Origin of the sequence: Halogeometricum rufum, from assembly GCF_900112175.1 — an archaeon.
Classification (GTDB): domain Archaea; phylum Halobacteriota; class Halobacteria; order Halobacteriales; family Haloferacaceae; genus Halogeometricum; species Halogeometricum rufum.
Genome location: NZ_FOYT01000001.1, coordinates 1,379,824 through 1,392,007, shown reverse-complemented (window position 1 = coordinate 1,392,007; position 12,184 = coordinate 1,379,824). Strand labels below are relative to the sequence as shown.

The window sequence follows — 12,184 nt, the reverse complement described above, 5'->3', positions numbered from 1 at the left end:
CGACCACCGTGGTCGCCAGTCACGCCTTTCTGCGGTCTGTGCCGTTCCAATCTCTACCAATGGCACGAATGCACACCCGCCGCCGCGGCCAGTCCGGTTCGGACAGGCCCGTGGCAGACGAACCCCCGGAGTGGAGCGACGTCGACGCAGACGACATCGAGTCCCGCGTCGTCGAACTCGCGGAGCAGGGCCACGAGCCCAGTCAGATCGGTCTGAAGCTCCGTGACGAGGGCGTCAAGGGGACGCCCGTCCCGGACGTCAAACTGGCGACCGGGAAGAAAGTCACCACCATCCTCGAGGAGAACGACGCCGCGCCCGAACTGCCGGAGGACCTCCGGAACCTGATGGAGCGCGCCATCCGACTCCGCGAGCACATGGAGGAGAACCCGCAGGACAAGCAGAACAAGCGGGCGCTCCAGAACACCGAGTCGAAGATTCGCCGTCTGGTGAACTACTACCGCGGCGACGAACTCGACGAGGACTTCACCTACAGCTACGACGTCGCCGTCGAACTCCTCGAATAAGCCGCCGACTCGAATCCGAATGTCCGCACGACCCGACCCGACGCAGACCCCGGACGCCCCCGCCGAGAGCGTCGCGTCCGCGCTCGCCGACGCCGCGTTCGTTCGCGTCGTCTGTCGCGCCGACGGCGACGCACTCGCCGCCGGGGGACTGCTCGCTCGCGCACTCCGACGCGCGGGCGTTCCGTTCCACGTTCGCGCCGGCGCCTTCCCCGCGACGGGAGGCGCGCCGGACGACGACGGGGTCGTCCTCGCGGTCGGAAGCGACGTCCCGGGCGCGGACGCGACGCTCCGCGCGACCGACGGGCCGACGAGTCGCCGCGCGTACGACGTCGCCGAGGCGTTGACGCCGGCGGGCGAACCGGGACCGGATCCGGTGCTCGCACTCGCGGGCGTCGTCGCCGCCGGCGACCACCCGGGCGCGACGGACGGCGGCCTGCTCGCCGTCGCCGAGGAGACGGGCGCGGTCGACCGACGCCCCGGCGTCGCCGCACCCGTCGCCGACGTGGCCGACGGGCTCGCGCACACGACGCTCGCGCACGCGTCGTTCTCGGGCGACCGGGAGGCGGCCACCGCCGCCGTCGCGGAACTCGACCTGCCCGCCGAACTCGACGCGGCGGCGCACCGGACGCTCGCGTCGCTGGTCGCACTGGACGTGGCCGGCGACGACGACGCCACCGCGCGCGCCGCGGAGTCGGTCGAACGCGCGCTCAGGCCGTACGCGACGCCCGACGCGCCGTTCGCGACGCTCGGCGGCTACGCCGACGTGCTGGACGCCGTCGCTCGGGAGCGACCCGGAACCGGCGTCGCACTCGCACTCGGCCACGACGCGCGGACGCCCGCGCTGGCGGCGTGGCGCGACCACGCCGCCGCCGCGCACCGCACGCTCCGCGAGGGCCACACGGGACGCTACGACGGCGTGTACGTGGTCCGCGCCGCCGACGAGGTGGCGACGCACCCGGGACGTCTCGACACCGTCGCCCGACTCTGCCGGGACTTCCGCGCGCCGGAACCGACGACGCTCGTCGTCGGCGAGGGCGTGGCGGCCGTCGCGGCGGTCGAACGCGGCGCGGCGGACGCGGCGTCGGCCCTCGCCGACGACTTCGGCGGTGACGACGGCGCGTGGACGGGCGACGCCGAGCGAGCGGTCGTCAGGTTCGACGCGGACGCACCGGAGGCCGAGCTAATCGCGGCTGTCAGGGAGGTATCGACGTGACGGACGACAACGAGCGAGACGGCACCGGGACCGACGCGTCCCCCTCTCGCACGGCCCGCCTGCGGACGACGCACGCCGACGCCGACGGGGTGGCGGCGGCGCTTCGTCCGGACAACACCGACTCCATCGAGATGGTCGTCGAGGGCGACACCCTCGTGACGACCATCGGACGGGAGACGACCGGCGGGCTGCAGTCCACGGTGGACGACACCGTGGTCAACCTGACGGTGGCCGACGCCGTCATCGACACAGCACGAACCCACAACATATGAGCGAACGACAAGTCTCGAAGCAGAAACGCGGCAAGCGATGGTACACCCTTATCGCGCCGGAGCAGTTCGACCGGCAGGAACTGGGTGAGACCATGGCTGACGAACCGGAGAAAGTCGACGGTCGCACCATCGAGGTCACGCTGGGTGACCTCACCGGCGACCAGGGCGCGAACAACACGAAGCTCACCTTCAAGGTGAACGACGTGGCCAGCGACTCGGCGTACACCGAGTTCGTCAAGCACGAACTCGCACGGGACTACCTCCGTAGTCTCGTCCGCCGCGGCGCGTCGAAGATTTCGGCCAGCATCACGGTGCTGACGAAGGACGACTACCGCGTCCAGATTCAGCCCGTGGCGTTCACGACGAAGAAGGCCGACCGCAGCCAGGAACAGGCGATTCGCCGAGTCATGATCGACTTCGTCGAAGACGCCGCCGAGGACCGCACGTTCGAGGAACTCGTCGACAGCGCCGTCGTCGGCGGGAACCTCTCGTCGGCCATCTACGGCGAGGCCAAGACCATCTACCCGCTCCGCCGGGTCGAGGTCCAGAAGTTCACCCTCGAAGCGCGCCCCGAAGAGGTCGCCGCCGAGGAGGAGGCCGCCGTGGACGTGGACGAAGAGGACGTCGCCGTCGACGACGCGTAATCGACGCGACGCTCGAACACCCGATTCTCCCATTTCTCACCGTCGGTAGCGACGGCGTCGGCCAGAAGAGTCGAAGCCGACGCGCCGAGAGTCGAAGCCGACGAGCCGAGAGCCGAAGCCGGTGCACCGAGAGTCGAAACCGATGCACCGAGAGTCGAAACAGGCGCGAAGAGGCGAGACCGGCCCGGAACAGACGCGGGGCGGGTTCGCTACGACTCGGTTCCCGTCTCGCTCCCGCCGTCCTCGACGACGACGGTGCCGACCATCCCCTGCGGTTCGTGGGGGACGCAGAGGTACTGATACTCGCCGGGCACCTCGAACGTGTGCGAGAACGACTCACCGCTGTCGATGAGGCCGCCGAGTTCGTTGTGGTAGGCGTCGCGGGCCGTCTGGGTGTCCTCGTACCCGCCGGTCGCGAAGAACTCGGCGTCGTCCGGGATGCCGTCGTCGTACGCGGTGACCGTGTGACCGCGCGAACTCGTGTTCCGCCAGACGACCGTGTCGCCCACCGAGACGGTGAGCGAGGGCGGCGTGAACGCGACTGCGGTCATCCCCACGTCGTAGTCGTCCTGTGCGGCCGAGGCACATCCGGCGAGTCCCGCGGTGGCGACGGAGCCGAGACCGGCGAGAAACCGACGCCGCGACGGCCCGTCGGCGCGTTGCCGTTCCTGCATGGTCGAACCTCGGGGGTCGAGAGCTAAATGCGCCGCGGTCGGCGCGTCGAAACCGACGGGCGGACTCGTCGCGGTCCGTGCGACCGCGGGTCGGTCGGCGGCGGCAGAATATAAACACGTAAAGCGTCGGTCGTCCACGCCGAGAGTATGAAGCCCCGCTTCGTCGGCGAGATGGGTCTGGCCGACGCGGTGACCGTCGCCAACGCCGCCCTCGGCTTCCTCGCGGCCGTCGCGGCGACGGTCGACGTCGCCCTCGCGGCGCGTCTCATCCTGCTGGCGGCCATCGCCGACGCCCTCGACGGCGTCGTCGCCCGCCGGCGCGGCGGGACGGCCGTCGGCGAGTACCTCGACTCGCTGGCCGACGTGGCCTCCTTCGGCGTCGCCCCCGCCCTCCTCGTCGCCGTCGCGGTCAGGGAGGCGCGGGCGTTCGACGCGCTCGGGGTCGGCGTCGCGCTCTTCGGGTCGGCGCTGTTCGTCGCCGCGGCGGTCACCAGACTCGGACTCTACACCGCCTACGACAGCGACCTCGCGGAGACGGAGGGCGTCCAGACGACGCTGGCGGCCACCATCCTCTCGGCGGGCGTCCTCGCGGGGTTCACCGACCCCGTGATCCTCGTGTCCCTCGTCTACCTCCTCGCGGCCCTGATGGTGACGACGATAACGTACCCCGACCTGCACGCGCAGGACGCACTCGTGATGGGCGTGGTGCAGGCCCTCGCGGTGCTCCTGACCGGCCCGGTCGGTCGCCGCCTCGTCGGTGACCTCGGCCGCGGATTCGCGTTCGGACTGCTGTTTCTCGCCCTCGCGTACCTGTTCCTCGGGCCGATGTTCTACTGGCGGCGCGACTGAAACGTCGGTTCCGCAGACCCCCTCGACAGTCGGCGGGCACCCCGTGTCGAACAGGGGAGACGGTCGCCGCGTCTGTGCCGGACGTAGTCGAGACGGGTTCAGGACCGCTCGACGTCCGCCGCCGAAGGATTCGACCCGTACAGCGCGGGGACCCACTTCTGGCTGTCGATCGACGGGCGCTCGTAGTTCGGGTCCGTCTGTCTGTCGGGCAACTCGGTCGGTTCGGGCATGGTGTCCTCGTACTCGATCTGCGTGAGGAGGTGACTGATGCAGTTGAGTCGGGCGTGCTTCTTCACGTCGGCGTTGATGACGTGCCACGGCGACCCGTCCGTGTCCGTGTAGGTGAACATCGCGTCCTTGGCCCGCGAGTACTCGACCCACCGCTCTCGGGCCTCGAGGTCTATCGGGCTGAGCTTCCAGCGACGTTTCGGGTCGTTGCTGCGCTTCTGGAAGCGCCGTTCCTGTTCCTCGTCGCTGATGGAGAACCAGTACTTGACGAGGATGATGCCCGAGCGAGTCAGCATGCGCTCGAACTCGGGCGCAGAGCGGAGGAACTCGCGGTACTCTTCGTCGGTACAGAAGTCCATCACGCGCTCGACCGTCGCGCGGTTGTACCAACTCCGGTCGAACAGCACCATCTCACCGGCCGCCGGGAGGTGTTCGACGTATCGCTGGAAGTACCACTGGCTCTGCTCGCGTTCGGTGGGTTTGCCGAGTGCGACGACTTTCACCACCCGGGAACTCGTCCGGCGAGTGATTCGGTGTATCGTCCCGCCCTTGCCCGCCGCGTCCCGGCCGTCGAACAGCACGACGACCCGCAGACCTTGGTCTTTGACCCACATTTGGAGCTTGACGAGTTCTTCCTGAAGCCGTTCGAGTTCCCGCCTGTAGTGCTTCTTCTTGATCTTGCCGCTGTCCTTGTACAGGTCCGCTTCGTCGACGGTGGTCAGTACGGACTCGTCGGCGGGCAACACCGGGTGTTCGGTCATCGGTGCCGTCCCTGAACCGCTTCGGTGCCGGTCGTCGATGCGTTCATGTCATCGGTATTAGCATCGCCGGTAATTAAGAGTATCACACCCTCGAGACGGCCGATATGGCATCTGTCGTCCGTCGACCGAGGACCGCCTGCACCGGGGAGGTACCGCGCGATTCGAGACCCCTACATCCCCATGTCTTCGGCGTCCTCGGGCACCGGGAGGTCGTGCGGCGAGACGCCGAGGAGTTCGGCCGCGTGGTCCAAGGCCATGTCGAACCCGTAGTAGCGTTCGAGTTCGTCGCCGTCGGCGGTCGGCCGCACCTTCAGCATCGCGTAGCCCTCGCGGTTCTGCGCGACGGCGGCGGTGGTCCCGCCCTTGTCAAACGTGAGGACGCGTTCGGTCCCGGTCTCGTAGTAGCGGGCGGTGATGTCGTTCGCCGTCACCTCGCTGTCGGTCATGACGGCCTCTAGGGAGGGCCGGTAATCGAAACTATCGGTTCGGAGACGGGCGGAGTCGGCGAGGACGAAGGACCCCACACCGTCGACGGGCCGGTCGCCGGCGCCCGTCCCGACGGCGGGGGCGTTCGCCGACCGGCGCGTCCGACCGCGAACGAAAGTGACGTGACCCCGTCGGCCGACCTCCCGGTATGTGGTTCCAGAGCGGTCGCCGCCGCGACCTCTGCGCAATCCTCTACGACGCCGGCGAACTCCGCGGGCAGAAACTGAAGACGCGACTGGAGGCGCACTACGAGACGCGACTCGACCCCCAGTCGTTCTACGGGACGCTCGACGCCCTCGTCTCGAAGGGCTATCTGGCCCGCAGAACGGAGGGAATCGCCGACGTGTACGAACTCACCGACCCCGGCGCGGCGGGCGTCGAGGCGCACTACGACTGGTTGACCGAACGGGTCGAAGGGGGCGAACGGCGGCGCGACGGTGAGAGCGCCGGCGCCGACGCGAACGCCGACGCAACGGAGTAGTTACCGTTCGCTGCGCAGTCGGTCGCCGATGGTGTTGCGCAGAATCTCGCTCGTCCCCTCGTATATCTCGTTGAGTTTGGCGTCGCGGTAGTAGCGTTCGGCGGGGAAGTCCTTCGTGTAGCCGTAGCCGCCGTGAATCTGGATGCCCTCGTTGGCCACCTCGCGGCTGATTTCGGAGGCGTAGAGTTTCGCCTGCGCGGCCTCCTTGATGTACGACTCGTCGCGAATCTTCAGGTCGGCCGCCTTGTGCATCAGCAGCTTCGCCGCCTGCACCTTCGTGTCCATGTCGGCGAGTTTGTGCTTTATCGACTGGAACTCCGCGATGGGCTGGTCGAACTGCTCTCGGTCGTCGGCGTAATCGACGGCGTCTTCGAGGGCCGCGCGGGCGATGCCGATGGAGCGCGCGGCGATAGTGATGCGCCCGCCGTTCAGCGTCTTCAGCGCCTGCACGAACCCCTCGCCCTCCTCGCCGAGGAGACGGTCTTCGGGGATGCGCATCTCGTCGAAGCGGAGTTCCGCGGTCGGACAGCCCTTGTCGCCGAGTTTGTCCTCCGTCCCCTCGACGACGAACCCGTCGTCCTCCTCGGGGCGCACGACGAACGAGGAGATACCCTTGTTGTCGGCGTCGGGGTCCGTCTTCGCGAACAGCGTCACCGTGTCGGCGACGGAGCCGTTCGATATCCACAGTTTGCCGCCGTTCACGACGTACTCGTCGCCCTCCTTCCGCGCCGTCGTGTCCATCGCGGGCACGTCGCTGCCGGCGCCCGCCTCCGAGAGGGCGAACGCGCCGACGTCCTCGCCGGTGTTCAGGGGCGTCAGGTACTCCCGCTTCTGCTCCTCGTTCCCGAACTCGTACACCATGTTGCCCGCCAGCGAGGTGTGGGCGGCGACGACGGTGCCGAGTCCGCCGCTCCCGCGGGAAATCTCCTCCAGACCGATGGCGTAGGAGTGGTAGTCGAGTCCGGCCCCGCCGTACTCCTCGGGGAACGGCATCCCCATGAGCCCCAACTCGGCCATCTCGTCGACCAGGTCGGCGGGGAACTCGTCGGTCTCGTCTATCTCCGCGGCGCGGGGCCGAATCTCCTCGTCGACGAACTCGGCCACCATGTCGCGAATCTGCCTCTGCTCTGCGGAGAGCGCGAAGTCCATACGTGAGTCTGTCATCGTCGTCACTTTACGTTGTCTCTCCGTCGGCGAGAACTGCCCCACGAGACTTTTTAATCCCCATTCCGTAGAGAGTTACACTCCGAATGTCTCAGCAGGATGAACGTCCCCAGGTCGACCGCACCGACCTCGAATGGTGTCACGAGGCGGTTCAGGGGGTCTCTCGCACTTTCGCACTGACCGTGGACGTCCTCGACGAACCCATGTCGTCTTACATCTGCGTCGGGTACCTCGTCTGCCGAATCGCAGACACCGTCGAGGACGCCTCGCACATCTCGCCGTCGGCGCAGGCGGACCTCCTCCGCACGTACGACGCGGTCCTCGACCCCGACGACGACACCGACGTCGAGGAGTTCGTGACCGACGTCGAACCGCACCTCCCCGAGGAGATGAACGAAGACTGGCGCGTCGTCCGCGACGCCCCGCGAACGCTTCGCACCCTCGAAGGCCTCCCGGCCGACGTCCGCGAGGCGGTTCTCCCGCCGGCGCGCGAACTCGTCCAAGGGATGGCGAAGTTCGTCGAACGCTACGACGACACCGGCGGCCTGCGCATCCAGTCGCGCGAGGAACTCGAGGAGTACTGCTACTACGCCGCCGGCACCGTCGGCAACCTCATCACGAACCTCGTCACCCGCGGCGACATCGCCCCGGACCGCCGCCGGCGCCTCTACGACACCGCCGAGCAGTTCGGTCTCCTGCTGCAACTCGTCAACATCTCGAAGGACGTGTACGACGACTACACCGCAGAGAACAACGTCTACCTGCCCGCGGAGTGGTTGCGCGCGGAGGGCGTCCCGCAGGAGGACGTCCTCGCCCCCGAACACGAGGAGGCGGCCTCCTCGGTCGTTCGCCGGACGGCCGAACACGCTTCGTCGTTCCTCGACGACGCGCAGACGTACCTGGAGACGGTGCCCGCCACGGACGGCAACACGCTGGCGGCGTGGGCCGTGCCGTTCCTGCTGTCGGTCGGAACGCTCCGCGAACTGCTGGCGCGTCCCGAGGACGCCCTCTCGAAGACGGGCGTGAAAGTCTCCCGGAAGGAGGTGTTCGCCGTCGTCTCGGAGATGTCCGGCGACGGCGGGCGCGAGGCCCTCGGGGAGATGCGAGAGCAGATAGCCGCACAACCGTACCACCGCGCCCCGACGAGCGCGGACTGACGCGACCGGGGCGGCCTGCCGGTCGTGCGCGAATCGACCCCCGGCGACGACACCGAGTGCCCCACGGGCGACGCGCCCCGGCGGGCACGACTTGGGAGGATTTTTAGTAGTTCGCTGGTTACTCCCGTCCATGGGTACCGAAGAAGCACACGACGACCACGGGCACCACCTCCCCGCCGTGGAGGACTGGCCTCGCGGATTCGGTGAGGCGAGTTGGTGGCCGTTCGTCACTGCGGTCGGCGCGGCCGGCATCTACGCCGGTGCGGGTCTCTACATCCTCAGTCGCGGGGACAACGCCATCGTCGGTCCGATGGTCGGTCCGGGGGCCCTCGTCGGGAGCATCGCCATCTTCCTCGCCGGACTGTACGGCTGGACGTACCACGCGTTCGTGAGTCACTTCTGGTCGCGCGACGCCTCCGAGAAGGGCGCGAACAAGCTCCGCTGGGGGATGCTCGCGTTCCTCGGCTCCGAACTCAGCACCTTCGGCGCGCTGTTCGGCTACTACTTCTACATCAGGGCGGGCGAGTGGTCCGACATCTTCGTCGGCGTCCCCGAACTCGTCGGGTCGCTGGTGCTCATCAACACCGCGCTCCTGATCGCCTCGTCGTTCACGCTCCACTGGGCGCACGTCGCAATCCGCAAGAACGACCGGAAGAAGTTCCTCGGCGGACTCGCGCTGACGCTCCTGCTCGGCGTGGTGTTCATCGGCGGACAGGTGTACGAGTACTACGAGTTCATCGTCCACTCGGAGTTCACGTTCACCTCCGGGCTGTTCGGCTCGGCGTTCTTCGGCCTGACGGGCCTGCACGGCCTGCACGTCAGCCTCGGCGCGGTCCTCCTCGGCATCGTCTTCGTCCGCGCGCTGGCCGGGCAGTACTCCGCCGAACGCCACGTCTCGGTCACGACGGCTTCGATGTACTGGCACTTCGTGGACGTGGTGTGGATCTTCCTCGTCGTCGTCCTCTACGTCGGCGCGGAACTCGGCACCGGCGCGTTCTGAACGCGCCCCGACCGACGTTCTCGTCACGATTCGTCGCTTCTCTCCGCCTCGACCCGTGACTGATCAGTCCGCCCCCTCGCCGCTCGCTCGCCTCGCCGGAGCCGTCGGGTCGGCCGTCGCACTCGGCGGCATCCTGCTCGCCACCGCCGTGTCCCCGACGTTCTCGTGGAGCGAGAGCGCGCTCTCGGACCTCGGCGTCGCGGCTCCGACGGCGCTTCTGTTCAACGGTGGCCTCGTCCTCGGCGGACTGCTCGCACTCGGGTACGCGGGCGCGCTCCGGCGCTCGGCGCGCCCCGTCGCCGTCGTCTACGCGCTCTGTGCGTGCTCGCTGGTCGGCGTCGGGGCCTTCCCGTCGGACACGGCGGCGCACGTCCCCGTCGCCGTCGCCTTCTTCGTCCTCCTCGCCGCGACGCTCGCACTCGACGGCGTCCGTCGGCGGGCGACGACGACGGGGCGGGCGTCGCTCCTCCTCGCCGCCGTCTCGGTGGCGGCGTGGCCGCTCTGGTTCCTCGCGGACATCGGGCCGGGCGTCGCCGTCCCCGAACTGATCGGCGCGCTCTCGCTCGCGACGTGGGTGGTGGCGCTCGCGCCCCCGGCCCCGATGCGGGCGCGGGAGTGAACGCGGGCGACGGCCGGAGAATCAGGTCGGGCGCGCGGCGAGTCAGCCGCAGAGGACGTTGAACCGGTTGATGTCCTCGTCGGTGCCGGCGACGACGAGCACGTCGTTCGAGCGGACGACGAAGTCGGGACCGATTTCGGTCAGCAGTTCGCCGTCGCGTTCGACGGCGATGACGGTACAGTTCGTCCGGGCGCGCACGTCCGCCTCGGCGAGCGACTGGCCCGCTAGCTGCGGGGCGGTGGTCCGGACGATTTCGACCTGCGACTGCGGGGCGATGACCTCCTCCTCGGTCAGGTTCGACGCGAGGATGCGACCGCTGACCGTCGAGAGCGCGAGGACGTACTCCGCGCCCGCGCGGTACAGTTTGGTGATGCTCTCGGCGTCGTTGGCGCGGGCGATGACCTCCGTCTCCGGCGCCAGTTGCTTGACGACGAGGGTGGCGAAGATGGCCGTGGTGTCGTTGTCGAGGGCGAGGATGACGCTCTGCGCGTCGTCGATGTCGGCCGACAGGAACGACTGCTTGTTCGTCGCGTCGCCGACGACGTCCACGCCCGGCTTGTCCTCTCGGTCGAGGACGACGCTGGGCACGTTGCCCGAGACGAGGGCGTCGGCGGCCGTCGTGCCCACCTCGCCGTAGCCCGCGACGACGACTTTCCCCCGGCGGAACCGCCGCGTCTCCGAGCGCGTGAGTTCCTTCAGTCGCTCCAACTGCTCCTCTCGGCCGGTGACGAGGAGGGTGGTGTGTTCGTCGACGACGGCTTCGGGGTCCGGCGGCGTGACGAACTCGCCGCGGAACCACGCGCCGATGATGTTCACGCCCGTCCGCCGACCGATGTCGCTCTCCGCGATGGTGTCGCCTTCGAGCGCCGACCCGCGCTGGACCAGCACTTCCGCGACTTCGAAGTCGTCGCCGATTTCGACGGCGTCGTCGATGTCGGCGGCGATGGGTGAGGCGGCCTTGCGCGCGAGGCTCTTCCCGAGGATGCGGCGGGGCGAGACCACCTGGTCGGCGCCGGCGTACCGGTGGTAGTCCGACAGCGTGGCGTCCTCGATGAGGCTGATGACGCGCAGGTCCGGCGCCGCCTGCTTCGCCGAGAGGATGATGGAGGCGTTCGTCTCGTCGTCGGCGTCGGCGACCAGCGCCATCGCCTCCCCCGCGTTCGCGGCCTCCAGCGTGTCCACCGACTCGGGGTTGCCGTGGACGACTTCGTACGCCTCGGCGTCGAGTCGCTGGGCCGTCTCGCGGTCCGACTCGACGACGACGTAGGGGACGCCGCGGGACTCCAGTTCCTCCACCAGCGTGTCGCCCCGCGAGGTGAACGAGCAGATGATGACGTGGTCCGTCCGCGCCGTCGCCGTCGGCGGCGCGGTCCGCAACGCCTCCTCCACCAACGGGACGACGAACAGAGGGAGCGTGAGGAAGATGGCCGTCACGCCCGACAGCATCATCGGGATGGTGATGAGTTTCATCGCGTCCGTCGTCCACTGGGCGGCGTCCTCGCCGTACCCCGTGGTGGTGAACGTCTCGACGACGACGTGCAGTGCGTCGACGTAGGAGACGGAGATACCCTCGAACGTCGCCATCCCCCACCGATACAGCGCCGCGTACGCGAGCATCAGGGCGGCCACTCCGACGAGGAACAGCAGCAACCGACGTTTCGCATCGGAGAGCGTTTCGGCAGGCCCATCGACCATACGTCCTCCCGGTGGACCCCCGAGGGATAAAAGGTCGCCGTCCCTCGGTCACGCATGGGCCGCCGTCGCGACGCACTCCTCGCACTCGCCGTCGCTCTCCCCGCCGTCGCCGCCGTCCTCGCCCTCGACGCGCCCGTGACGCCCGTCGCCGTCGTCGCGGGGGCGGCGGGCGCACTCGCGGTCGAAGCGGTCCTGTCCGCGCGTGCGGTCCGCGTGCGGGCCGTGTGGGAACGGCCGGCCGTCCAACTCGTCGCCGTCGTCGCCGGACTCGCCCTCGCCGCCGTCGGCGTCGCCCTCGTCGGCCCGGCGGCCGCGACGGTTCTCGCCGCGGGACTCCTCACCTACCTCGCCTTCCTCGCCGTCCTGACGGTGCTGGGGCGCTGAGCGGCCCGCGAAAACGAACAACCGACGCAATAT

15 protein-coding genes are annotated in these 12,184 nt (G+C 69.0%); 10 read left to right on the top strand and 5 right to left on the bottom strand.

Features of this window, described 5'->3' with window-relative positions:
• The first annotated feature begins 59 nt into the window (after positions 1 to 59).
• Genes BM310_RS07295 through BM310_RS07280 form a run of 4 tightly spaced genes read left to right on the top strand, consistent with a single transcriptional unit; the run spans position 60 to position 2,653 of the window.
• Positions 60 to 524 carry a 30S ribosomal protein S15 gene (locus BM310_RS07295; RefSeq protein WP_089806036.1) on the top strand — a complete coding sequence of 155 codons (465 nt, stop codon included), beginning with the start codon at positions 60 to 62 and terminating at the stop codon, positions 522 to 524.
• Positions 525 to 543: 19 nt separating this feature from the next.
• The gene (locus BM310_RS07290; protein ID WP_089806034.1) at positions 544 to 1,737 is read left to right on the top strand and encodes a hypothetical protein; all 1,194 of its coding nucleotides are present in this window, start codon (positions 544 to 546) and stop codon (positions 1,735 to 1,737) included.
• Positions 1,734 to 2,009, top strand: coding sequence for a KEOPS complex subunit Pcc1 (locus BM310_RS07285; RefSeq protein WP_089806032.1), 276 nt, complete (start codon positions 1,734 to 1,736; stop codon positions 2,007 to 2,009). Before BM310_RS07290 ends, BM310_RS07285 begins: the two co-directional genes overlap by 4 nt.
• A complete protein-coding gene (locus BM310_RS07280) occupies positions 2,006 to 2,653 on the top strand; it encodes a 30S ribosomal protein S3ae (protein ID WP_089806029.1) in 648 nt (215 codons plus the stop codon). The genes BM310_RS07285 and BM310_RS07280 overlap by 4 nt, the downstream gene beginning before the upstream one ends.
• Before the next feature lie 209 nt (positions 2,654 to 2,862).
• Here the strand turns inward: BM310_RS07280 and BM310_RS07275 are convergent, their stop codons facing one another.
• Positions 2,863 to 3,327, bottom strand: a complete 465-nt coding sequence (locus BM310_RS07275) for a cupredoxin domain-containing protein (protein ID WP_089806027.1) — start codon at positions 3,325 to 3,327, stop codon at positions 2,863 to 2,865.
• A gap of 147 nt (positions 3,328 to 3,474) precedes the next feature.
• Here BM310_RS07275 and BM310_RS07270 point away from each other — a divergent pair, with 147 nt between their 5' ends.
• The gene (locus BM310_RS07270; protein WP_089806025.1) at positions 3,475 to 4,176 is read left to right on the top strand and encodes a protein sorting system archaetidylserine synthase; all 702 of its coding nucleotides are present in this window, start codon (positions 3,475 to 3,477) and stop codon (positions 4,174 to 4,176) included.
• A 98-nt stretch (positions 4,177 to 4,274) separates the two neighbouring features.
• On the opposite strand, the gene ppk2 is transcribed toward BM310_RS07270, so the two are convergent.
• Positions 4,275 to 5,165, bottom strand: coding sequence for a polyphosphate kinase 2 (ppk2, locus tag BM310_RS07265; RefSeq protein ID WP_089806023.1), 891 nt, complete (start codon positions 5,163 to 5,165; stop codon positions 4,275 to 4,277).
• 170 nt (positions 5,166 to 5,335) lie between these two features.
• Positions 5,336 to 5,611, bottom strand: a complete 276-nt coding sequence (locus BM310_RS07260) for a DUF7111 family protein (protein WP_089806021.1) — start codon at positions 5,609 to 5,611, stop codon at positions 5,336 to 5,338.
• A 188-nt stretch (positions 5,612 to 5,799) separates the two neighbouring features.
• Between BM310_RS07260 and BM310_RS07255 the strand changes: the two genes are divergently transcribed.
• Entirely contained in the window at positions 5,800 to 6,132 is a 333-nt protein-coding gene (locus BM310_RS07255) for a helix-turn-helix transcriptional regulator (protein WP_089806019.1), read from the top strand.
• On the opposite strand, the gene BM310_RS07250 is transcribed toward BM310_RS07255, so the two are convergent.
• Complete coding sequence (locus BM310_RS07250; protein ID WP_089806017.1) at positions 6,133 to 7,281, bottom strand: acyl-CoA dehydrogenase; 1,149 nt, start codon at positions 7,279 to 7,281, stop codon at positions 6,133 to 6,135.
• A gap of 101 nt (positions 7,282 to 7,382) precedes the next feature.
• Here BM310_RS07250 and BM310_RS07245 point away from each other — a divergent pair, with 101 nt between their 5' ends.
• From BM310_RS07245 to BM310_RS07235, 3 genes are all read left to right on the top strand, one after another.
• Positions 7,383 to 8,453: a phytoene/squalene synthase family protein gene (locus tag BM310_RS07245; RefSeq protein ID WP_089806015.1), complete on the top strand. Its 1,071-nt coding sequence runs from the start codon at positions 7,383 to 7,385 to the stop codon at positions 8,451 to 8,453.
• 130 nt (positions 8,454 to 8,583) lie between these two features.
• Positions 8,584 to 9,453, top strand: a complete 870-nt coding sequence (locus tag BM310_RS07240) for a cytochrome c oxidase subunit 3 (RefSeq protein ID WP_089806013.1) — start codon at positions 8,584 to 8,586, stop codon at positions 9,451 to 9,453.
• 55 nt (positions 9,454 to 9,508) lie between these two features.
• Entirely contained in the window at positions 9,509 to 10,072 is a 564-nt protein-coding gene (locus BM310_RS07235) for a DUF998 domain-containing protein (RefSeq protein ID WP_177232552.1), read from the top strand.
• A 42-nt stretch (positions 10,073 to 10,114) separates the two neighbouring features.
• Here the strand turns inward: BM310_RS07235 and BM310_RS07230 are convergent, their stop codons facing one another.
• On the bottom strand, positions 10,115 to 11,767 hold the full coding sequence (locus BM310_RS07230) for a potassium channel family protein (protein ID WP_089806009.1): 1,653 nt from the start codon (positions 11,765 to 11,767) through the stop codon (positions 10,115 to 10,117).
• 54 nt (positions 11,768 to 11,821) lie between these two features.
• Here BM310_RS07230 and BM310_RS07225 point away from each other — a divergent pair, with 54 nt between their 5' ends.
• Complete coding sequence (locus BM310_RS07225; protein WP_089806006.1) at positions 11,822 to 12,151, top strand: hypothetical protein; 330 nt, start codon at positions 11,822 to 11,824, stop codon at positions 12,149 to 12,151.
• Positions 12,152 to 12,184 lie beyond the last annotated feature (33 nt).